This window comes from Streptosporangium sp. NPDC048886, from assembly GCF_055586905.1.
Window position 1 is genome coordinate 80,717 of sequence record NZ_JBVJHH010000030.1, and the last position, 22,952, is coordinate 103,668.

At 71.6% G+C, this 22,952-nt stretch carries 17 protein-coding genes; 14 read left to right on the plus strand and 3 right to left on the minus strand.

Features of this window, described 5'->3' with window-relative positions:
• Positions 1-5 precede the first annotated feature (5 nt).
• Complete coding sequence (locus ACZ6R6_RS32145) at positions 6-263, plus strand: alpha-L-rhamnosidase C-terminal domain-containing protein (RefSeq protein WP_470099698.1); 258 nt, start codon at positions 6-8, stop codon at positions 261-263.
• Between the two features lie 150 nt (positions 264-413).
• A complete protein-coding gene (locus ACZ6R6_RS32150) occupies positions 414-836 on the plus strand; it encodes an ester cyclase (RefSeq protein WP_470099700.1) in 423 nt (140 codons plus the stop codon).
• Between the two features lie 15 nt (positions 837-851).
• Here the strand turns inward: ACZ6R6_RS32150 and ACZ6R6_RS32155 are convergent, their stop codons facing one another.
• Positions 852-2,570, minus strand: a complete 1,719-nt coding sequence (locus ACZ6R6_RS32155; protein ID WP_470099702.1) for a RyR domain-containing protein — start codon at positions 2,568-2,570, stop codon at positions 852-854.
• 287 nt (positions 2,571-2,857) lie between these two features.
• Here ACZ6R6_RS32155 and ACZ6R6_RS32160 point away from each other — a divergent pair, with 287 nt between their 5' ends.
• The gene (locus ACZ6R6_RS32160) at positions 2,858-4,297 is read left to right on the plus strand and encodes an amino acid permease (RefSeq protein ID WP_470099704.1); all 1,440 of its coding nucleotides are present in this window, start codon (positions 2,858-2,860) and stop codon (positions 4,295-4,297) included.
• A gap of 59 nt (positions 4,298-4,356) precedes the next feature.
• On the opposite strand, the gene ACZ6R6_RS32165 is transcribed toward ACZ6R6_RS32160, so the two are convergent.
• Entirely contained in the window at positions 4,357-6,030 is a 1,674-nt protein-coding gene (locus ACZ6R6_RS32165) for a heparinase II/III family protein (RefSeq protein ID WP_470099706.1), read from the minus strand.
• Positions 6,031-6,655: 625 nt separating this feature from the next.
• Here ACZ6R6_RS32165 and ACZ6R6_RS32170 point away from each other — a divergent pair.
• The 7 genes from ACZ6R6_RS32170 (at position 6,656) to ACZ6R6_RS32200 (ending at position 13,916) form a co-directional block, all read left to right on the plus strand.
• A complete protein-coding gene (locus ACZ6R6_RS32170; protein ID WP_470099708.1) occupies positions 6,656-6,955 on the plus strand; it encodes a heavy-metal-associated domain-containing protein in 300 nt (99 codons plus the stop codon).
• Between the two features lie 170 nt (positions 6,956-7,125).
• The gene (locus tag ACZ6R6_RS32175; RefSeq protein ID WP_470099710.1) at positions 7,126-8,559 is read left to right on the plus strand and encodes an MFS transporter; all 1,434 of its coding nucleotides are present in this window, start codon (positions 7,126-7,128) and stop codon (positions 8,557-8,559) included.
• Between the two features lie 115 nt (positions 8,560-8,674).
• Positions 8,675-8,956, plus strand: coding sequence for a metal-sensitive transcriptional regulator (locus ACZ6R6_RS32180; protein ID WP_470099711.1), 282 nt, complete (start codon positions 8,675-8,677; stop codon positions 8,954-8,956).
• A 51-nt stretch (positions 8,957-9,007) separates the two neighbouring features.
• Complete coding sequence (locus ACZ6R6_RS32185) at positions 9,008-9,220, plus strand: heavy-metal-associated domain-containing protein (RefSeq protein ID WP_470099712.1); 213 nt, start codon at positions 9,008-9,010, stop codon at positions 9,218-9,220.
• Positions 9,217-10,242 carry a hypothetical protein gene (locus ACZ6R6_RS32190; RefSeq protein ID WP_470099714.1) on the plus strand — a complete coding sequence of 342 codons (1,026 nt, stop codon included), beginning with the start codon at positions 9,217-9,219 and terminating at the stop codon, positions 10,240-10,242. The genes ACZ6R6_RS32185 and ACZ6R6_RS32190 overlap by 4 nt, the downstream gene beginning before the upstream one ends.
• Positions 10,243-10,273: 31 nt before the next feature.
• The gene (locus tag ACZ6R6_RS32195) at positions 10,274-12,532 is read left to right on the plus strand and encodes a heavy metal translocating P-type ATPase (protein WP_470099716.1); all 2,259 of its coding nucleotides are present in this window, start codon (positions 10,274-10,276) and stop codon (positions 12,530-12,532) included.
• 187 nt (positions 12,533-12,719) lie between these two features.
• Entirely contained in the window at positions 12,720-13,916 is a 1,197-nt protein-coding gene (locus tag ACZ6R6_RS32200; protein WP_470099718.1) for a cytochrome P450, read from the plus strand.
• 170 nt (positions 13,917-14,086) lie between these two features.
• Here the strand turns inward: ACZ6R6_RS32200 and ACZ6R6_RS32205 are convergent, their stop codons facing one another.
• On the minus strand, positions 14,087-14,317 hold the full coding sequence (locus ACZ6R6_RS32205) for a hypothetical protein (protein ID WP_470099720.1): 231 nt from the start codon (positions 14,315-14,317) through the stop codon (positions 14,087-14,089).
• Between the two features lie 223 nt (positions 14,318-14,540).
• Between ACZ6R6_RS32205 and ACZ6R6_RS32210 the strand changes: the two genes are divergently transcribed.
• From ACZ6R6_RS32210 to ACZ6R6_RS32225, 4 genes are all read left to right on the plus strand, one after another.
• The gene (locus tag ACZ6R6_RS32210) at positions 14,541-15,314 is read left to right on the plus strand and encodes a MerR family transcriptional regulator (protein ID WP_470099722.1); all 774 of its coding nucleotides are present in this window, start codon (positions 14,541-14,543) and stop codon (positions 15,312-15,314) included.
• Between the two features lie 150 nt (positions 15,315-15,464).
• On the plus strand, positions 15,465-15,827 hold the full coding sequence (locus tag ACZ6R6_RS32215; RefSeq protein ID WP_470099724.1) for a hypothetical protein: 363 nt from the start codon (positions 15,465-15,467) through the stop codon (positions 15,825-15,827).
• Positions 15,828-16,105: 278 nt separating this feature from the next.
• Complete coding sequence (locus ACZ6R6_RS32220; protein WP_470099726.1) at positions 16,106-16,468, plus strand: nuclear transport factor 2 family protein; 363 nt, start codon at positions 16,106-16,108, stop codon at positions 16,466-16,468.
• Between the two features lie 874 nt (positions 16,469-17,342).
• Positions 17,343-22,832 (plus strand): ATP-binding protein, encoded by a 5,490-nt coding sequence (locus ACZ6R6_RS32225; protein WP_470099728.1) that lies wholly within the window; start codon positions 17,343-17,345, stop codon positions 22,830-22,832.
• The last annotated feature ends 120 nt before the right edge of the window (positions 22,833-22,952 follow it).

The following is a 22,952-nucleotide window of genomic DNA, read 5'->3' on the forward strand; positions in this document are numbered from 1 at the left end:
CCGCGATGAGCGGCCCGTCCGGGTGGGAGCAGCCCGGCTACCGGCGGATCACGATCGCGCCGCGCCCCGGCGGCGGCCCCACCTCGGGCGAGGCCGATCTGCGCACGCCGTACGGCAGGGCGCTCAGCGACTGGTCGATCAGCGGCGGGACGCTGACGCTGCGGATGGAGATCCCGGCGGACGCCACGGCCATCGTCCGCGGCCGGGAGGCCCCCGCGGCGGCACTCACCTCGACGGACGCGATCCGGCGGGCCGTACAGTGAGCTTGGGGGGAGGCAGGCCGGCGCCGCTCCTCGGCGGGCCGGGCGCCGCGGATCGCCGGCGGTCGCGGCGGCCCGGCAGGGCCCGCCGGAGTGGAACCCCGCCGGCGCCCCGGCACCGTGATCCCATCGGCGGGGGAAGAAGGTCACGCGATGCCCGACACCGTGGATCGGCTGTTCAGCGCCTACAACGCTCATGATCTGGACGCGTCGTTGCGGTGCTACCACCCGGACGCGGTCCACGTGGGTCCGCAGGGTCAGGGGGAGGGGCCGGAGGAGATCTGCTCCTACCAGGCGCACATCTGGGAGAGCTTCCCCGACATACGCATAGTGGTCTGGGAGAAGACCGCGTGCGGCGACCTCGTGGTGGTCGAGGGGACGGTCACCGGCACCCAGACCGAGCCCTTCCTGCTGACCGGGGGCGAGGTGCTCCCGGCCACGGGCCGCCGCGTCAGCGTGCGGTGCTGCTGGATCTTCGCGCTGGCCGACGGCCTCGTCATCAGCCAGCGCGTCTACTTCGACCAGCTGGAACCGTACGTCCAGCTCGGCCTCCGGTTCACCCCCGAACCACGCTGACCGGCCGCGTCCTCGTCACCGGTGGGGCGCGATCTCCCGGGGGCTCCCCTCCATGCGGACGATCTGGAAGCCGGCCATGGCCAGCACGGCGGGCAGGTGGCGTATGACGTTGCGGTCCTTCTCCTTGGACGACTCGGGCAGGCGCGCCCAGTCCTCCATGTCGGGGTGCCGCTTGCGGACGGTGTCGCGAGAGGGGCCGTGGGTCCAGCCTTCCGCGGCGCGCTCGTCCATCCAGCGCCGGTGCTCCATGGCCGCCAGCCGCTCGATCTCCGCGTCGGTGAAGGTGAACCCGAGCTCGGGGTTGACCCGCGAGGCGAGGACGGCGCCGACGGCCTTGAGCTTGCGGCCGATGTCCTGGGCCTGGCCGCGGTTGGCCTTCTTGAGGGTCTCGGGCAGCTCCGGCCACGGGAGCAGTGAGTCGTTGGTCTCCAGGGAGTCGCCGTTCTGGAGGCAGTCGTAGACGTAGTTCTCATGGATGGCCCGCGCCAGCTGCTCGATGAGGTCCTCGGCGATCAGGCGCGGATCACCGGCCTCGTCGGTGACGGCGAACACCTGCAGGAGGCCGGCCAGGTTATCCAGGAGGCTGACCCCCTGAAACGCCTGGTCGAACATCCCCTGCCGTTCGACCCGGATCACCAGCGAGCGCGGTGTGCCGGTCCACAGCCGCAACGTGGTCAGCGCGGTCTTCAGGGCCAGGTCCTCGTCGGGATAGCACACGTACACCCGCTGCGGCACGCCGGGGAACCGGTAGCCCTCGGAGTCGAGCCGGCTGGGGTGGACGGCCGTCAGGTCGAGGGCGGAGTCGACGAAGTCGTATCTGCGCCGCATGGTGGCCAGCGCCGCGTCGGCGTCGGTGTCGACGACGGTCACCGGCAGTCTCGGCTGCGACTGCGGAGAGCGCAGCCGCCACCGGCGGGCCAGCCCGATGAGCAGCGCGCGGCCGAAGCCGTCGAGGCCGAAGATCATGATCGGCAGGCATTCACCGACGGGGTCGCGGTCCAGCAGCACCCGGGCGGCGAGCTCGTCGCGGTTGAAGAAGTCGAGCCGGAGACCGGGCGGATCGGCCACGCCCAGCCGCCGGGCGCGCAGCGCGGTGCAGAGATCGGGGTCGGGGATGAGGACGTAGGCCGCCAGCGGGCCGGGCGCGGCCCGCCGGACACCGTGGGCGGCCAGGGCGATCCCCGTGTTCGTGGAGCTGTCCTGCTCGCAGGCGTAGAGCACCTCGGCCCTGGCGACCCCGGCGGCCTTGAGCACGGCGGGGTTGCGGGCGTCGCCGACCACGTGGAGCACGCGGGGGTCGTCCAGGAGGGTGACGGGGGTTGAGGTGATCACCACGACGTCGCGCCCGGCGGCGCGCAGCCGCTCGACCAGCCCCCGCGTCATCGGGCTCTCCCCGCAGATCACGGCGTGCCGCCGCGCCTCCCGCGCCCGGATCCGCCGGATCTCACCGGCGAGCATGAGCCGGGCCGCCTCGAACAGGGCGTAGATCGTCACAGCGGGCGCGATGAACCTGGCCACCTCCAGCGTCCACGGCAGCGGGGCCGTGCCGTCGAGGGGGGTGGGGTCGAGGACGAACAGCTGGAGGACGTAGTAGACGGTGTCCAGCGGCGACCGCGCGAACTCGGGCCTGGACAGCAGGTAGGTCCGCATGCCGACGCAGCCCAGCACGGAGGCTGCCACCGCCAGGAAGACGAACATGATCCGGAGCCGGAAGGCGGCGAACGGTGGCTTCACTCATGCCTCACTCATGACGGTGTCGAAGTGTGCGTGATCGCGCTCACGGCCCCCGGACCGGAAATGGAACGGCTCTCCCCACAGTAACGGCCGGATCTGCCGATCGCCCGGGATACGGAGGAGCGGCCTCCGGCCCGGCCTCGCGCCATCCCCCGGGGCGCAGGGACCCGCCCGGCCGCCCGGCTCCGGTAAGCGCAGCATCGGCGCAGGTGAAACGGGGTAAGAGCCCTTCAGCAGGTCCGATATCGGTCCACATGATCCGCTGCGGCCGTGCGGGGGGATGCTTCATGGCCATATTCCAGACGGGATCCGGCGTACTGCGCCGTAAACCCATCGAGCACATCGAAGAACCAGAGGGTGACAAGACCGAGCAGCTCACCCGTGTGCTGGGGCTGTGGCAGCTCACCGCGATCGGGGTGGGCGGCATCATCGGCGCGGGCATCTTCGCGCTCGCGGGCACGGTCGCCAACGGCACGGCCGGTCCCGCCGTCGTGGTGTCGTTCCTGATCGCCGGGATCGCGAGCGCGGCGGCGGCGCTCTCCTACGCGGAGTTCGCCGGGCTCATCCCGAAGGCGGGGTCGGCCTACACCTACGGCTACGCGGTCCTCGGCGAGCTGCCGGGCTGGTTCATCGGCTGGGACCTGCTGCTGGAGTACACCGCCATCGTCGCGGTCGTCGCCATCGGCATCTCCGGATACTTCTCGTTCCTGATCAGCGACCTGGGCGCGCAGCTGCCCGCCTGGATGCTGGGGGCCCCGGGGACGGGCGGGGGGCACCGGGTGGACCTGTTCGCCGCCATACTGTGCCTGCTGATCGCCTACCTGCTGAACCTCGGCATGCGGAACGCCGCCCGGTTCGAGACGACCGTCGTCGGGCTGAAGGTCGCCGTGGTGCTGCTGGTCATCATCGTGGGCTTCTTCTACATCAACACCGACAACTACACACCGTTCTTCCCCTACGGCATCGGGGGCGCCATCACGGGGGCGGCCACGGTCTTCTTCGCCGTCTTCGGTTACGACGCCATGAGCACGGCGGCGGAGGAGTCCAAGGACGCCCAGCGCCACATGCCGAAGGCGATCGTCTACTCGCTCGCCATCTCGATGGTCCTGTACGTGCTGGCCTGCCTGGTGCTGACCGGCATGCAGCACTACACGGAGATCGACAAGGAGAGCGGCTTCTCCACGGCGTTCCAGTCGGTGGGCCTGAGCCGCCTGGCCGACGTGATCGCGGTCGGGGCGATCATCGGCATCCTCACCGTGATGTTCACGTTCATGCTCGGCGTGAGCCGCGTCTGGTTCTCGATGAGCCGCGACGGGCTCCTGCCCAAGTGGTTCGCCAAGACGCACCCGACACGGCACGTGCCGACGCGCGTGACGTGGATCATCGGCATCGCCTCGGCCCTCATCGCCGGCTTCCTGCCCATCAGGGAGGCGGCGGAGCTGACCAACATCGGCATCCTGCTCGCCTTCGCGGTCGTGTGCACGGCGGTGATCGTGCTGCGTTACCGGCAGCCCGACCTGCCGCGGACCTTCCGCTGCCCGGGGATGCCGGTGGTGCCCGCGATCGGCGTCGTCTTCTCGCTCTGGCTGATCACCTATCTGCAGTGGCAGACGTGGGTGCGCTTCGCGGTGTGGTTCCTGATCGGCCTGGTCGTGTACTTCGCCTACTCCTACCGCCACTCCGAGCTGGCCAAGGCGCAGACCGCGACGCACGAGGGCGGGGTGTGACCGGCCGGCCGCCGGACCGCGGACGCGGACGGACGGCCGGCCGGCCGGCCGGGAAGGTCTCAGGCGAGTCCTCTGGACAGGTCGGCCGTGAAGGAGACCGCGCCCGCGGCGGTGCGGACCCGCACCCTCCCTCCGGAGCAGGAGACCTCCGGGTCGGCGGTGCCCGGCACGATCACGGTCAGCAGGGCCCTCGCCGCCGGGGAGAGCACCGTCGGGCTCACGACCCTCCTCAGGTAGCCGGGCGAGATCTCCTCCGGGCGCACCGACTGACCGCCGACCGGCGTGCACGCGGGCAGCCGGAGCTGGAGCAGCGACGCCTTCCACCGCCCGTCGGCCAGGACCACCCTGCCGCCCGCCACGGCGGTCGCGCTGAGCCCGGGCCCCAGGTGCCACAGCGGGCGGACCTGCCGTCCCGGCGGGACCGTGTCGAGCACCGCCATCAGGTCGCCGCCGTGCTCGACCAGCACCGACCGGGTACGGCTGACGCCGTAGGCGTCGTCGGTGAGCCGGAAGGACTGCCGGCCGGGGCCCGTGGCCGCCTGCAGCAGGCGCGCGGCCGTGCCCTCCCGGAAGCCGGCGCCGACCACGACGGGGACGTTGTGGGCCTGCGGCGAGAGCGTCCACTTCTGGTAGGGCGTCTTCTCGTAGGAGTGGAAGCCCGCCTCCACCAGGAGGTCGCGCCGCTGTGCGTGGTAGGTCACGCCGAGGTGGTCCTCGTGACCGTGGAGTGCGCGGCCGGGGCCGAACCGGATCGAGTAGTAGGCCGAGCCGGCGTCGTTCCAGGCGGTCCGGCCGAAGACGTAGCCGCCGTCGAAGACCTTCACGGTCTGCCGGTCGGCGGGGAATCCCTCCGGGCGCAGGTCGGCGGGGCTGTCGCCGATGGGTGCCAGGCGGCCGTCGGGCTGGGTGGCGTGGGCGACGTAGGTCTCCAGCGACCGCCGGCGCCGGGTGAGGTCGGCGGGGACCGCCACCCCGCAGTCGCGGGCCTCCTCCATCGCGACGCCCAGCCGCTGGTGGACGTAGACCCCGTAGCGGGGAGCCTGCTCGCGCAGCACGCCCTGCCCGTCGATCGCGAGCCTGGCCGAGGCGCTCATCCGGCGCAGCGCCAGGGCCGTCCAGTCCTGCTCACCGAAGCGGCAGCCGATGGCCAGCAGTGCGATGTCCTGGTCCAGTCCGTGGTTGTGGCCACCCTTGTAGAGGGCGGCGTCGGCCAGGATCTCGGCGTGCTCGGCCAGCGTGGCGGCCAGCCAGTCATCCTTGACGTGGGCGCTGAGGCAGACCAGGGCCGGGGCCCGCAGCGCGACCGGGTGCTCGGCCCAGGCCCACTCGCTGGTGCCGGGCCCGCCGCGCGGGTTGTCGCGCACCCAGTCCCTGGCGATCTCGACGGCGCGGTCGAGGCGGTCGCGCCGCCCGGTGGCCTCGTAGTCGACGACCAGCCGCCCCATCCAGCGCAGCGTGTGCAGGTTCAGCGCCCACGAGCGGTTTCCGTAGGGGTCGGTGTGCCAGTCGATGTCCCTGCCCAGGTCGACCGGGGGCAGACCGACGAAGGCGAGCCGTCCGCTCATCGCGTCGGTCGCCGGCACGGTGGAGAACTGGTCACCCTGGCAGGTGACCTTGCCCCGGCTCTCGGCCAGGGAGAGCTTGGCCGGCCCGCAGGCCAGGAGGGTCAGAAAGGTCAGGAAGGCCAGGGTGAGGACGCCCAGGCCGATGGTCCCCCGTCGTATAACAAGCAAGCGTTTGCTCCATCAATGGGCGCGAGCGGCCCCTGCGCGCTCGCGACATGGAAAGAAGACGACATCCCCGGCGGGGCGAGGCCCCTCGCCCCGCCGGGTGTTTCAGGAAGCTCCGAGGAGCCCCGGACGGCCGTGCGCCGGCCGCCGGGCCGCGTACGGCCGACGGCTCACAGCCGGACTCGCGACCGGCGACTCATAGCCGGTCGCCCACGGTCGGCCGCGCACGAGCGACTGCTCACAACCGGTCGCGCACGGCCGACCGCGCACGAGCGACTGCTCACAATCGGCGGCTCATGGCCGGGCGGCGCGGCGGTCGCCCGGTGGAGCCGTGAGCGTGATCGCGACCACCGGGACCGCCGCACGCCTGGCTGACACTCTGATCATGAACCGTTAGATGCGCGGCCTCCCGGAGTTGTTCTCGGCCGGACGGCCTTTTCGGCCGCGGGATCGGCAGGGACCGGACGCCGGCCCCCGGAACGGCCCGCCTGCACGGCGCCGCAGGGCATCCACCCGGCGGGATCCCGCTGGAGATCCACCTCGCGCCGGACTTGAGAAATAAAACCCCCTAGGGGTATGTTACTGCCACAGCGATACCCCACCGGGGTACAGGCGAGAGGAGAATCCCATGTGCACGGCATGTGCGTGCGGCACCCAGGACAGCGCCTCCACGCAGGCGGCGGCGAGCGGCGCGGACGCGAACGTCTACACGGTCAGCGGGATGACCTGCGGCCACTGCGTCTCATCGGTCTCCTCCGAGATCGGCAAGGTCGGCGGCGTGACCGGCGTCCAGGTCGACCTGGCGAGCGGTTCGGTCTCCGTCAGCGGAGCGGGCTTCTCCGACGAGGAGATCCGCGCGGCGGTGGAGCAGGCGGGCTACACGCTGGCCGGCGCCTCACCCGTCGGCGCCTCCCAGACAGCCTCCTAGACAAAGGCGCGTCCCGGGGAAGACGTCCCGGGACCGCGCGTCCCGGAGAACAGGGGGTGGGCGCGCATCGGCGTGCACGCCCACCCGCGGGGCCGGTCCGACTCCAATCACACCAACCCCCACGACGCATCCTGCCACCCGGCGAGGATGCGAGGAATCAGGAGTGCGGCATGAACGCCGTCAATCCACGCAGGTGGCAGGCACTCATCGTGCTCGCCGCCGCACAGTTCATGGTCATCATGGACACCTCCATCATCGGCGTCGCGCTGCCGGACATGCAGCGCGACCTCGGCTTCTCCCAGGGCGACCTGCAGTGGGTCTTCAACGCCTACGTCATCGCCTTCGGCGGCCTGCTGCTGCTCGGCGGGCGGCTGTCGGACCTGCTCGGCGCCCGCAAGATCTTCACCGTCGGCTGGGTCATCCTGATCGCCGGCTCGGTCGTCGCCGCGGCGGCGGGCAACGCCTGGGTCGAGATCGTCGGCCGCGGCGTCCAGGGAATCGGCGGCGCGCTCATCGCCCCCGCCTCGATGACCCTGCTCATGATGCTCTTCGGGCACAACCCGCGCGAGCTGGGCAAGGCCATGGCCCTGTACGGCGCCGCCGCACCGGCCGGCGGCACCGCCGGAGTGTTCCTCGGCGGAGTGATCACGCAGTACCTGAGCTGGCCGTGGGTCTTCATCGTCTACGTGCCGATCGGCCTGGCCACCCTGGCCGCCGTCCCCGCCCTGCTGCCCGCCGTCCAGGGCCGGCGCGGCTCGGTCGACGTGCTGGGCGCCGTCTCGGTCACCGCGGGGATCGCGCTGGCCGTCTACGCCATCGTGCGCGCTCCCGAACAGGGCTGGAGCTCACCGGCCACGCTGCTGGAGCTGGCCGGAGCGATCGCGCTGCTGGCGCTGTTCCTGGTGATCCAGCGCACCGTCCGAGAGCCGCTCATGCCGCTGGGCATCTGGCGCACCCCGGGTCTGGCGCCGGCCAACCTGGCGATGGCGCTGCTCGGCGCGGCGTGGATCCCGATGTGGTACATCCTCAACCTCTACCTGCAGCAGGTCCTGGGCTACGGCGCCTTCGCCAGCGGGGCCGCGCTGCTGCCGATGACCATCGCGATCATGATCTTCATGATCGGCATCACCGCCCGGCTGCTCGGCCGGTTCGGCGCCAAGCCGCTCATCGTCCTGGGCCTGCTCGTGCTGGCCGCCGGCGTGGCGGGACTGTCCCTGGTACGGCCGGACGGGGCGTTCGCCTCCGACGTGCTGCCGGCGTCGCTGGTCGCGGCGGTCGGCATGTCGCTGGCCTACATCCCGGCGATGATGTCGGCCATGTCGGGGGTGCGGCCGGAGGAGAGCGGCCTGGCCTCGGGCATCGTCAACACCACCTACCAGGTCGGCTCGGCCCTCGGGCTCGCGGTCATGACCGCGATCGCCACCTCCCGGGGCGCCGCCGAGCTGGGAGATCTCCCCAGGCTGACCGAGGGCTTCCAGGGCGCCTTCATCGGCGCCGGCGCGGTCGCGGCCGCAGGAGCCGTGCTCACCCTGCTGCTCATGCGCAGGGCCAGGTCGGCGGACCGGGTGGAGGCCGGGGCACAGGCGGACTCGCTCGGCGTGTAGTCATCCGGGGTGCGCGCACCGCGCGCACCCCGGGGACGGCACCCCCGTACCCTCGGAATACCTTAGGGGGGTACGGTGTTACTACGGATAGAACGAGAGCGACCGGAGGCGGGGAATGGCCGGATACAGCGACACCAAGCAGGAGCACCTCCGGCGGCTGCGCCGGATCGAGGGCCAGGCGCGCGGGCTGCAGCGCATGGTCGAGGACGACAAATACTGCATCGACATCCTCACCCAGGTGTCGGCGGCCACCAGCGCCCTGCAGTCCTTCGCCATCGCCCTGCTGGAGGAGCACATGGCGCACTGCGTGGCCGACGCCGCCGCGAAGGGCGGCACCGAGGCCGAGGCCAAGATCAAGGAAGCCTCCGACGCCATCGCCCGCCTCGTCCGCTCCTGACCGGCACACCGAGCACGTGAAGCACGAAGGCACATAGGAGGAGTGATCGTCATGACCACCACCACATACACCGTCACGGGCATGACCTGCGGCCACTGCGTCAGCTCGGTCACCGAAGAGGTCGGCGAGCTCGCCGGAGTGACCGGCGTCGAGGTCGACCTGGCCACCGGCCTGCTCACCGTCGACAGCGACAGCCCGATCGACGGCTCCGCGATCATCGCCGCCGTCGAGGAGGCGGGGTACGGAGTGGTGAGCCCGTCATGAACACACCCGCGAAGCTCGGCGCCTACGCCCTCGGACTCGCCGTGATCTTCGGTGGAGCCCTGGGAGTCGGAAACGCGGTGGGAGCGGTCGGCACGCCCCCCACCGCGACCCCCCACCCGGCCCACACGACCCCCTCCCCCGGCCAGACGGCCGACGGCCACGGAGCCCACACGGAGCCGGCCCCGGACCAGACCACCACCAAGACATCCACCCCCGGAGGGCTCCAAGTGTCCCAGGACGGCTACACCCTCACCCCGCTCACCGCGGCGATCAAGCCCGGCGAGCCCACCGACTTCCGTTTCACCGTGACCGGTCCGGACGGCAAGCCGGTCACCGACTACCAGGTGCAGCACGACAAGAAGCTGCACTTCATCGTGGTGTCCAGGGATCTGGGCAGCTTCCAACACCTGCACCCCGAAGAAGGCGCTGACGGCGTCTGGTCGGTGAAGCTGACCCTGCCCGAAGCGGGCGCCTACCGGGCCTTCGCCGACGTCGCCCCGACCGGCGGCAGCGCCTTGACGCTGGGCGCGGACCTGCTCGTGGCCGGTGACTACGCGCCCAAGGCGCTGCCCGCGGCCGGCCGTACCGCCGAGGTGGACGGCTACACCGTCACCCTCGACGGCGACCTGGTCCCCGGCGCCTCCAGCAAGCTCACCCTGAAGGTGAGCAAGGACGGCGAGCCGGTCACCGACCTGCAGCCCTACCTGGGCGCCTACGGCCACCTCGTCGCGCTGCGCGCCGGGGACCTGGCCTACCTGCACGTGCACCCCGACGGCGAGCCCGGCGACGGCAGAACCAAGCCGGGCCCGGAGATCGTCTTCTACGCCGAGGTGCCCAGCCGGGGCGACTACCGTCTGTTCCTGGACTTCCAGCACGAGGGGACCGTCCGCACCGCGGACTTCACCGCCCACGCCGGCCCGGTCACGACCTCGGGCCCGGAGTCGGCGGTCACGCCGTCCACGGCTCCGGAACCGGCGGTCACGCCGTCCCCGGCCGGCTCGCACGGCGAGCACCAGCACTGACATCCGGCATGACGAACGGAAGGAGCAGGTGATGTCTCCCCTCACCGACGACAGACCCCAAGGCGCGGTCGAACTCTCGATCGGCGGCATGACCTGCGCGTCCTGCGCCAACCGGATCGAACGCAAGCTCAACAAGCTCGAGGGCGTGAGCGCGACCGTCAACTACGCCACCGAGAAGGCCAAGGTCACCTTCCCCGAGGGACTCGACCCCCAGGCGCTGATCGCCACCGTGGAATCGGCCGGCTACACCGCTGAGCTGCCCGCCCCGCCCAAAAGCGACAACGACAGCGGGAGTGGGAGCGAGGAGCCGGCCGAGCCGCAAGATGAGCTCCGGCCGCTGCGCAACCGGCTGATCACCGCGCTGGTGCTGGCGGTGCCGGTGATCGCGATGGCGATGATCCCACCCCTGCAGTTCACCAACTGGCAGTGGCTGTCGCTGACCCTGGCCGCGCCGGTCGTCGCCTACGCCGGCTGGCCCTTCCACAAGGCCGCCTGGACCAACCTGCGCCACGGCGCGGCCACCATGGACACCCTGGTCTCGCTCGGCACCATCGCGGCACTCGGCTGGTCACTGTGGGCGCTGTTCCTCGGCAGCGCCGGCACCCCCGGCATGACCCACCCGTTCGCCTTCACCATCGAACGCACCGACGGCTCGGGCAACATCTATCTCGAAGCCGCCGCCGGCGTCACCGCCTTCATCCTGGCCGGCCGCTACTTCGAGGCCCGCTCCAAGCGCCGGGCCGGCGCCGCCCTACGCGCCCTGCTGGAACTCGGCGCCAAAGACGTCGCCGTGCTGCGCGGCGGCGCCGAGGTCCGCATCCCCGCCGACCAGCTCGCCGCCGGCGACCGGTTCGTGGTCCGGCCCGGCGAGAAGATCGCCACCGACGGCGTGGTCGAGGAGGGCACCAGCGCCGTCGACGCCTCCATGCTGACCGGCGAATCGGTGCCGGTGGAGGTGCGGCCCGGCGACACCGTGACCGGCGCCACCGTCAACGCCGGCGGCCGCCTACTCATCCGCGCCACCCGGGTCGGCGCCGACACCCAACTCGCCCAGATGGCCCGCCTGGTGGAGGAGGCCCAGACCGGCAAGGCCGCCGTGCAACGCCTGGCCGACCGCATCTCCGGCATCTTCGTCCCGATCGTGATCGCGCTGGCGCTGGGCACCCTGGGCTTCTGGCTGGGCACCGGCGGCGGCGCCGGCGCCGCCTTCACCGCCGCGGTCGCCGTGCTGATCATCGCCTGCCCCTGCGCGCTGGGCCTGGCCACCCCCACCGCGCTACTGGTCGGCACCGGCCGCGGCGCCCAGCTCGGCATCCTCATCAAGGGCCCCGAAGTACTGGAGTCCACCCGCACCATCGACACCGTCGTGCTCGACAAGACCGGCACCGTCACCGAGGGCAAGATGACCCTGACCGAGGTGCACCTGGCCGCCGGCCAGGACCGCGACCAGGTGCTGCGCCTGGCCGGCGCCCTGGAACACGCCTCCGAACACCCCATCGCCCAGGCCGTCGCCCGCGGCGCCGCCGACCAGGTCGGCGCGCTGCCCACACCGGAGGACTTCGCCAACCTCGAAGGGCTCGGCGTCCAGGGCATCGTCGACGGGCACGCCGTCCTCGTCGGCCGCCCCCGCCTGCTCGCCGAATGGTCCCAGCACCTGCCCGCCGACCTCGAGCACGCCCTGGAAGCCGCCCAGGCCGCCGGCCGCACCGCCGTCGCGGTCGGCTGGGACGGCCAGGCCCGCGCGGTCCTGGTCGTCGCCGACACCGTCAAGCCGACTTCGGCGGAGGCGATCAGGCAGCTGCGCGGCCTGGGCCTGACCCCGGTCCTGCTCACCGGCGACAACGAGGCCGTCGCCCGCTCCGTGGCCACCGAGGTCGGCATCGACGAAGTGATCGCCGAGGTGCTGCCCGCCGACAAGGTCGACGCCGTCAAGCGCCTACAGGCCCAGGGCCGGACGGTGGCCATGATCGGCGACGGCGTCAACGACGCCGCCGCGCTCGCCCAGGCCGACCTCGGCCTGGCCATGGGCACCGGTACCGACGCCGCGATCGAGGCCTCCGACCTCACCCTGGTCCGCGGCGACCTCCGGGTCGCCGCCGACGCGATCCGCCTGTCGCGCCGCACCCTGCGCACCATCAAGGGCAACCTGTTCTGGGCCTTCGCCTACAACGTGGCCGCCCTCCCACTGGCCGCCCTCGGCCTGCTCAACCCGATGATCGCCGGAGCCGCGATGGCCTTCTCCAGCGTCTTCGTGGTCACCAACAGCCTCAGACTACGCAGCTTCAAGTAAGCCGCCGGTCCAAACAAGCAAGGCGCCGTGACGGCCTCCAGCCTGACGCTGGGGGCCGTCACGCCGCTGTCCGGGGTGTGGGCAGGCGGCGACCCTCCCAATTCACGTAGATCCCTTGCAGATAAACGATAGGTTGCTACCGTTTTGTGCGAGAGCGGTCTGGACGGCGAGTCATCCAGGGGGTTGCATGAGCGAGTCTCCGACTCTGCCGCTGCACATGCGGCGGACAGGGTTCGATCCTGATCCGGAACTGGCGGCGCTGCGCGACGGGGAGGGGGTCAGGCGCGTCAGCACGCCGTTCGGCGTCGACGCCTGGCTGGTCACCCGCTACGCGGACGTGCGCGCGGTGCTGGGCGACGCCGAGCGGTTCGGCATCGCCCAGCAGAGCGCCATCCGCATGCCGGACGCGCCAAAGCTGAGCGCGGAGGAGATCGCCGCGATGCGGGCGGGCAACCTGCTCGCGTTCGACCCTCCCGAGCACACCCGGCTGCGCCGGATCCTGACGCCGGAATTCACCCTCCGCCGGATGCGGCGGCTGGAACCGCGGATCAGGCGCATCGTCGACGAGCATCTGGACGCCATGGAGAGCGCGGGCTCGCCGGCCGACCTGGTGTCGTCGTTCGCGCTGCCGGTCCCGTCGCTGGTCATCTGCGAACTGCTGGGCGTGCCGTACGCCGACCGGGAGGACTTCCAGCGCAGGACCGGCCGGATGCTCGACGTGTCGGTGCCCATCGAGGAGCGCCTGGCGGTGCAGCGGGAGTCACGCGCGTACATGAGGGAACTGGTCTCCCGCATCCAGGCCGACCCGGGCGAGGAGCTGCTCGGGATGCTGGTGCGCGAGCACGGCGACGACCTGACGACGGACGAGCTCACCGGCATCGGCAGCCTGCTGCTGCTGGCCGGTCACGAGACCACCTCCAACATGCTCGGGCTGGGCACGCTGGCCCTGCTGCGCAACCCCGACCAGCTGGAGCTGCTCAGGAAGGAGCCCGAGCGGATCGACGCGGCGGTGGAGGAGCTGCTGCGCTGGCTCAGCATCGTCCACTCCGGCACGGCCAAGCTGACCACCACGGAGGTCGAGCTGGCCGGCCAGACGATCGGGCCCGGCGAGCTGGTGATGTGCGCGCTGCCCGCAGCCAACCGCGACCCCGCGCTCATGTCCGACCCGGACGCCTTCGACATCACGCGGGGCGCGCCCGGTCACGTGGCCTTCGGCCACGGCGTGCACCACTGTCTGGGCGCGCCGCTGGCGCGGATGGAGATGCGGATCGCCTTCCCCGCCCTGCTCCAGCGCTTCCCCGAGCTGCGCCCCGTCTCCCCCGAGGCGCACTTCCGCTCCTTCCACATCGTTTACGGCCTGACGACCCTGGAGGTCGCCTGGTGATCCGGGGCAGGCGTCTCATCAGCCGGTAGACGTCTCATCGGGTGAACACGGACGCTTCCGGCGCCCGGCCGGCCGGGCTCACGCGGGCCGGGCTCACGCGGGCCGAGGCGCCGCGCACGACGTGGCCCCGGCGTGTTCCGGCGGTCGCCAGGCTCCGGCGGCCGCCAGGCTCACTTGTCCTCTCCGGTCTCCTTGACCTCCGGCTGGTCGAGGACGACGTCATAGGTCACCGGGATCAGCCGCCGCAGCCCGGTGTCGACACCTCCCCCGGGGGCGTCGAACACGATCTTTCCCTCGCGGGTCACGTCCCTGACCCGGTCGACGACGTATTCGTGGACCTGCTCATCGGATCCGCGGACCACCTCGGCGGCCTGCGTGTCCTCACGCCCTTCCGGCACCATGACCTCCCGACCCGGGACCGGGGCACCGTGCCCCGCACTCCACGCTAACCGGCGCCTCCCCTATCGCGGCGCCATCCGGCCCCGCAGATCGCGGCCGGGCGGTCCGCACACCCTTGCCGGAGATCGGCGGGCGGCGCCGCACGCCGCCAAGCCCGGCGCCCCTCCAACCGGATGGATCCAGGGGCTTGAACCTGCCGCGACGGGAGGTCCTAACGTTGCGGACGTGATCGGGGAAGACGGCGCCGGGCGCCGGTGGAGCATCGGCGAGGTGGCGCGGGCGAGCGGGATGACCGTGCGCGCGCTGCGCCACTACGACGAGATCGGCCTGCTGAGCGCGGGCGGACGCACCGCATCGGGGCACCGCCGCTACAGCGGGCACGATGTGCGGCGGCTGTACCGGGTCCGGGCCCTGCGGGCGCTCGGGCTGTCACTGGAGGAGATCGCGGGCGTGCTCGCGGACCCCGCGGGCGACCTGGCGGCGATGCGCGACCTGCTGGCGGACCGGCTACGCGGGCTGGAGGCGCACGCCGTACGGATCCAGCAGCTCACGCACCAGCTCCGCGGGCTGCTGGAGCAGATCGACAGCGGGTCGATGCCCGATCCGGACCGGTTCATGACGGCATTGGAGATGATCTCTGTGTTCGAGACCTCGTTCACGGCAGAACAGCGGGAGCAACTGGCCCGGCGCCGGGCCGGACTCGGCCCGGAAGCCGTCGAGGCGGCCAGGACCGAATGGGCCGGGCTCGTCGAGGAGCTCCTGCGGCACGTCCAGGACGGCACCCCCGCCGACGATCCGCGGGTGCAGGCCCTGGTCGGCCGCTGGGACGCGTTGGGGGGCCGGTTCCACGGCGACGGCGACGACGGAGAGCGGACCAGGGCCGCGGCGCGGACGATGTGGCGGGACAACAGCGAGGAGCTCGGCCGGAAGCTGCCGTGGCCCGTGGACCGGATGCGCGACCTGGTCCACTACCTGGAGCGGGCCCGGCAGGCCGGATGACCGGGGCCGACGGCGGAATCGACCATCTGACGACCACGGTCCCGGCCGCCTGACGGATCTTCGCCCCACTCCACTGACCGTGGGGGATGCCCGCGGGACCGGGGCGGTGAAAGACGCGCTGCCCGGTGTACGGCGGCGCCCGCGCCCCGGGTGCGCGCCCTGCCCCAGCAGGTCCGCCCCTCCTGGCCGGAGCCGGGCCATGGGCGGGCGTTCGACATCAGGCGGAGCGACCTTGGGCTGCACGAGGGCGCACCGCTCGGCGGCAACTTCCTCGGCCATGGGCCGGACGGCCGGTTCGGCTGGATCGACAACCCCCTCACCAGGCAGGACGTCGAGCTCATCATCGAGCGCCTGCACGCGCTGCGCCCCGAGTTCGAGTGGTACTTCATGGAGGACGAGTTCGAGATCATGATGGACCGGCTCTACCACGTGGCGGAGCACGCGACGGGCGACATCCCGCTGATCACCCGGGACCCCGGCTCTCCCGGCGGGACCGAGCGCCCCTCCGGCTGAGACTTCCGGCTGGGGTATCCGGCGCCCTCTCGGGGACCGGAGACGTTGCCGTACGTTCCGGCGGTGGCCGGCCTGCCCTCGCCGTCGCCCAGCACGATGATCATGCTCCGCACGGCCCTTTCGACATCCGTTCCTCCTCCTCTTCTACGGGGCACCAGGTTCGGAGATCTTCGGCGAGCCCTGCGGCGATGAGATACCCACCTTGGCGATAGTTGCGCGTCGCCCTTGGCCCCGTATCGTCCCCACCAGTGATCCCGGCTGCGCGAGGAAGGATCGGCATGACCGACGATGTGGTGCGACGCGTCTTCCAGTCAGTCGACTCGTTCGACCCCGGCGAGTTCGTGCGGTTGCTGGCCGAGGACGCCACATTGGTGTTCGGCAACGCCGAGCCGATGGCGGGACGTGAGGCCATCGCCGCCGGGTTGCGGGCGTTCTTCTCCACCATCGGCGGCCTGCGGCACCGGATCGTCAGAAACTGGCAGGTGGACGCCGACATCATCGCCGAGACCGAGGTGACCTACCGGCGGCTCGACGGCAAGGATGTCGGCGTCGTAGCCGTATCGATCTGGCGCACCCGCGACGACGGCCTGATCACGGACTACCGCATATTCGTCGACCTCGCCCCCGTCTACATGGCCTAGATGGGTAAGCCCTGAGCCGTTTGGGGTGCGGGAACGGCGGAGGGTGTCGACGATCTGTCTGTGACGACAGAGATCAACACCCTTCTCACCGCACCGCAGGTGAAGATCGATGACCGGCTCGCCTCGGACGGCCACCGGAGCCGACCGACGCCGAACCGCTGACCTCGGCGGGCGAGGGTCTCGTCGGGGTCGCGTTCGATCGCGTGCGGCTCGACAGGCTGGGCACCTACCGCCCGGCCCCTTCATATGTCCACGTCGGTTAGGGTTTCAGGGTAACCGGGAGCGGGCGGGTCCGTCAGGTCAGCACGTTCGGCACAAGACTTCCATGACTCCGGCAGGGGCAGAGCGGTGATGGCGGCAGACGCCAACATGCGCGGCGGGGTAGCGCCGCGCACCGGCGCGGACCGCGCATCGGCAGAGGTCCGGCGTCGCACAACTGAACCGGACCTGCGCCGAGTGAAGCCTCAGCGACCGGACATACCCTGGGCAGCGCGCCCCGCAGCCCCACACCAAGATCATCTCAATGTGGACTTCGGGCCGGTGCCCGGCCCCCCGAAGATCCTCCGAACACCATCGGAGCATGTCCGGCACCGGAGCGGGCCCACCTGCCGTCTTTGTCGCTTCCCAACAAACGGGCCCCCTTGGCCACGGCCGGTCGGGAACGGGCCCCGAGTCCATGAGCCGCTGCGTGACCAAGATCACATCAGCCGCATGCCACACCACCCCGGCGGATGCGTCTGTGCGATCCCCACAACTCCGGCCGCGAAACACGCTTAGTCCCCGCCATTTCGGCACCCCGGGGGCAGCCAAGAGTATGTACCACGGTTGGGGCGAGGGTAGCCGCCATGTTCATCGTCTTCGAAAGGCCCGCTCAGTGTTCAGTCGTGTCGCCATCGTCAACCGCGGTGAAGCCGCCATGCGGCTCATCCACGCCGTTCGGGACCTAGCCGCGGAGACAGGGACACGGATCGAGACCGTCGCCCTGTACACGGACTCCGACCGGACGGCCACGTTCGTCCGTGAGGCGGACATCGCCTACGACCTGGGGCTCGCGGCGAACCGCCCCTATCTGGACCACGCCGTACTCAAGAAGGCCCTGGTCGAGACCGGTGCGGACGCGGCCTGGGTCGGTTGGGGCTTCGTGGCGGAGGACCCGGCGTTCGCCGACCTGTGCGCCGAGATCGGCGTGACGTTCGTCGGCCCGAGCGCCGAGGCGATGCGCAAGCTGGGCGACAAGATCGGCTCGAAGCTGATCGCCGAAGAGGTCGGTGTGCCCGTCGCACCGTGGAGCCGCGGTCCGGTGGAGACGCTGGAGGAGGCGAAGGCGGCGGCGGACCGGATCGGCTACCCGTTGATGCTGAAGGCGACCGCGGGCGGCGGTGGTCGTGGTATCCGGATGGTCTCCAACGCCGACGAGCTGACCCGGGCCTACGAGCTGACGCGCCAGGAGGCCGCGCGCGCGTTCGGCAGTGGCGTCGTGTTCCTGGAGCGCCTGGTGACGGGCGCCCGGCACGTCGAGGTACAGGTCATCGCGGATGGGCAGGGCACCGCGTGGGCGCTGGGCGTGCGCGACTGCTCCGTGCAGCGGCGCAACCAGAAGATCATCGAGGAGTCCGCCTCCCCGGTCCTCGACGCCAGGCAGGTCGCCGAGCTGAAGGCCTCGGCCGAGCGGCTCGTGCTCGCGGTGGGCTACCAGGGCGCGGGCACCGTCGAGTTCCTCTACCACCCCGGTGAGCGGCTGTTCGCCTTCCTCGAGGTCAACACGCGCCTGCAGGTCGAGCACCCGATCACCGAGATCACCACCGGCGTCGACCTGGTGAAGGCCCAGCTGCACATCGCGGCGGGCGGCAAGCTCGAGGGCGACGCGCCCGAGGAGTGGGGTCACGCCGTTGAGGCGCGCCTCAACGCCGAGGACCCCGACCGCGACTTCGCACCCTCACCCGGCCGGATCACCCGGCTGGCGCTGCCCAGCGGCCCCGGCATCCGGGTGGACACCGGGTTCAGCGAGGGCGACGTGATCCCCGCCGACTTCGACTCGATGATCGCCAAGATCATCGCGCACGGCCGTGACCGCACGGAGGCGTTGGCCCGCCTGCGCCGCGCGATGACCCAGACGACCGTCATCATCGAGGGCGGTGTGACGAACAAGGGCTTCGTCCGCATGCTGCTCGACGAGCCCGCGGTGATCGACGGGTCCGCCGACACCGGCTGGATCGACCGCGTGCGCGCCCAGGGCGCCCTCGTGTCGCACCGGCACTCCGCGATCGCGCTGATCGCCGCCGCCGTCGAGGCTTACGAGGACGAGGAGGCCGTGACGCGGCAGCGCTTCCTGTCCACCGCGCACGGCGGCCGTCCGCAGTCGCAGCACGACAGCGGCCGCGCGCTGGAGCTCAAGCTCCGCGACGTCGGCTACCGCGTCCAGGTCGCCCGCACCGGTGGCCACCGGTTCCGCATCGGCATCTCGGCGGGCGGCCCCGAGCACGCGGCCGACGTCGGCATCGAGCGCTTCGACGAGCACAGCGGCCAGATCACCGTGAACGGCGTCCGCTTCAAAGTCGTCACGAGCACTCACGGCCCGATCCACCTGGTCGAGGTCGACGGCATCACGCACCGGATCAGCCGCGACGAGGGCGGCATCGTGCGCTCGCCCGTGCCCGCGCTCGTGGTGGCCACACCGCTGCAGGTGGGCGACGAGGTCGAGGCCGGTGCGCCGCTGCTCGTGGTCGAGAGCATGAAGATGGAGACCGTGCTGCGCGCGCCGTTCCGCGGCCGCGTGCGGGAGCTCGCGGTGTCGCTCGGCAGCCAGGTGGAGGCGGGCGCCCGCCTGCTCCGCCTGGAGCCGCTGGGTGACGGCGACGAGGCGGCCGGCCCCGCGGCCGCGGCGAAGGAGGCCGAGCTGGACCTGCCCTCCGAGCCGGTGGACGTGCCCGCCGCCGAGCGGGCCGCGCGTGGTCTGCAGGACCTGCGCAGCCTGTTGCTGGGCTTCGACATCGACCCACGGGACGACAAGCGTCTGCTCGCCGACTACCTGGCCGCGCGCGCCGAGCTCGTCGCGGAGGGCGGACACGAGCTGGCCGGTGAGGTCGAGCTGCTGCGCCTGTTCGCCGACCTGAGCGAGCTGAGCCGCAACCGGCCCGCCGGCGAGGAGTCGAAGTCCGCCTCCTCGGTGCACAGCCCCCGCGAATACTTCCACACCTACCTGCAATACCTTGATTCGGACCGGTCCGGGCTGTCGGACGGCTTCCAGCAGCGGCTCACGCACGTGCTGTCCCGCTACGGCGTCGAGGGCCTGGACCGCACGCCGGAGCTGGAGGACGCGGTCTTCCGGATCTTCCTGGCCCAGCAGCGCGCCTCCGCCGACGTCGCCGTGGTGACGGCCCTGCTGCGCCAGTGGGTGAACGAGGCCCCGCCCGCCGAGGCGGACCGCGTCGCCGTCGGCCTGGCGCTGGAGCACCTGGTCGCCGCCACCCAGGTCCGGTTCCCGGCCGTCGCGGACCTGGCGCGCGGCGTCGTGTTCGCCTGGTTCGCCCAACCGCTGCTGCGCCGCACCCGTGCCAAGGTCTACACGGCCGTGCGCAAGCACCTGCGCCACCTCGACCACCATCCGGACGCGCCCGACCGGGCCGAGCGGATCTCCGCGATGGTCGCCAGTCCCGAGCCGCTCGTCCGGCTGGTCGGCCGGCGGATCGGCCGCGAGGGCACGGACCCCGTGCCGCTGCTGGAGGTGCTGAGCCGCCGCTACTACGGCAACCGCGCGCTCAGCAACATCCGGGTGAGCAAGGTGGTGGGCTGCACGTTCGTCGTCGCCGACCACCTCACCGCGGCCGGCGAAGGCCGCGTCGTGACCACCGCGGTCGACTTCCCGGCGCTGGCCCAGGCGGTCAAGGCGGTCGATGAGTTCGCCGGTGACGGCGCGCTGGTGGCGGACCTCTACCTGACCTGGTCGGACGGTCCGAGCGACCCCGACGAGATGGCCACGCGCCTGCGCGAGGTCCTGCTCGCGCAGCAGCCGTCGGACCGGATCGACCGCATCACCACGACCGTCGCGGGCAACAGCGGCGCCGTGATGCACCACCACTTCACCTTCCGGCCGTCCGCGGACGGCTTCGTGGAGGAACGGCTGCTGCGCGGTCTGCACCCGCGCATCGCCGAGCGCATGCAGCTGGAGCGGTTGCGCGACTTCGACCTCACCCGGCTGCCCTCGCCCGACGAGGAGGTCTACCTCTTCCGGGCCGCGGCACGGCAGAACCCGTCCGACGAGCGCCTGGTCGCCTTGGGGCAGGTCCGCGACCTGACCCCGTTGCGTGACGACGAGGGCAGGCTCGTCGCGCTGCCCGCGGCCGAGGACATCCTGGCCACGTGCCTCGACGCGATCCGCCGGGCCAAGAAGCCCGGCGCGAAGACGTCCGCCACGAACCGGATCGTCATCTACGTGTGGCCGCCGACCGACCTGTCACCGGACGACCTGAACACCGTGGCCAAGCGCGTGTTGCCGACGACGGCGGGCGCGGGCCTGGAGGAGGTGCTGTTCCTCGGCAGGCGCCGCGACAGCGCCACCGGCGAGCTCGTCGACATCGCCGTCCGGATCGGCTACGACATGAGCTCCGGCGTGCAACTGTCCATCGCGCCGCCGCCGACCGAGCCCATCGAGCCGCTGGACGACTACCGCCAGGACGTGCTGCGCGCGCACAGCCGCGGCACGCACCACCCGTACGAGCTGACCGGCATGCTCGCCGGACCGTTCGGCTCGTTCACCGAGTACGACCTGGACGAGCACTCGGAGCTGGTGCCGGTGGACCGGCCCAAGGGGCGCAACACCGCCGCGCTCGTCGCGGGTGTCGTCAGCACGCCCACGCCGCGCCACCCGGAGGGCATGACCCGCGTCGTGCTGCTGGGCGACCCGACGAAGGCGCTCGGCGCGCTGTCCGAGCCCGAGTGCGCGCGGGTGATCGCCGCGCTCGACCTGGCCGAGCGGATGCGGGTGCCGCTGGAGTGGTTCGCGCTCTCCGCGGGCGCCCGGATCTCGATGTCGTCCGGCACCGAGAACATGGACTGGGTGGCGGCCGCGCTGAAGCGGATCGTGAACTTCACCCAGGACGGCGGCGAGATCAACGTCGTGGTCGCGGGCATCAACGTCGGCGCCCAGCCGTACTGGAACGCCGAGGCCACGATGCTCATGCACACCAAGGGCATCCTGGTGATGACACCCGACTCCGCGATGGTGCTGACGGGCAAGCAGTCGCTCGACTTCTCCGGCGGGGTGTCGGCCGAGGACAACCACGGCATCGGCGGCTACGACCGGATCATGGGCCCGAACGGCCAGGCGCAGTACTGGGCGCCGGACATCCGCGGTGCGCGGGAGATCCTGATGTCGCACTACGACCACAGCTACGTCGCACCGGGAGAGAGCCGGCCGCGCACGACGGTCACCGACGACCCGGTGGACCGCGACGTTTCGACGTTCCCGCACGCCGTGCCGGACAGCGACTTCACGACAGTGGGCCAGATCTTCTCCGTCGAGTCCAACCCGGACCGCAAGAAGCCGTTCGACATCCGCACAGTCATGCGCGCGCTGTCCGATCAGGACCACCCGGTGCTGGAGCGGTGGGCGGGCATGGCCGAGGCGGACACCGCCGTGGTCCAGGATGTCCACCTCGGTGGCCGGCCGGTGTGCCTGCTGGGCATCGAGTCCCGGTCCGTGCCGCGCCGCGGATTCCCCCCCACCGACGGCCCGGACACCTACACCGCGGGCACCTTGTTCCCGCAGTCGTCCAAGAAGGCCGCTCGGGCCATCAACGCCGCCAGCGGGAACCGTCCGCTGGTCGTGCTGGCCAACCTGTCAGGGTTCGACGGGTCGCCCGAGTCGATGCGCAGGCTGCAACTGGAGTACGGCGCGGAGATCGGCCGCGCGGTGGTGAACTTCAAGGGCCCCATCGTGTTCTGCGTGATCTCTCGATACCACGGCGGCGCGTTCGTGGTGTTCTCCAAGGCGCTCAACCCGAACATGACCGTGCTCGCGGTCGAGGGCTCGTTCGCCTCGGTGCTCGGCGGCGCTCCGGCCGCCGCGGTGGTCTTCTCGCGCGACGTCGACAAGCGGACCGGCAACGACCCCCGCGTTCTCGCGCTCGCCGCCCGTGTCGCGGAGGCGCCGGCTGCCACGCGGGCCGCGCTGGCCGCCGAACTGGCCGAGCTGCGATCGTCCGTGCGGGCCGAGAAGCTCACCGAGGTGGCCACCGAGTTCGACCGAGTGCACAGCATCCAGCGGGCGGTCGACGTCGGCTCGGTGGACGCGATCATCAGCTGCGCCGAGCTGCGGCCACAGATCATCGAGGCGGTCGAGAAGGGCCTTGCCCGGCAGGCCTGACCTGGCCCTGAAGCCGGACGCCCGCACCTTTTCGGGGCGGGCGTCCGGCCTTTCGCATCCGGGGCCGGTACGGCCGGCACGATCGACCAGATGCGTGGAGTTCAGACGGCCGCGGGTCAG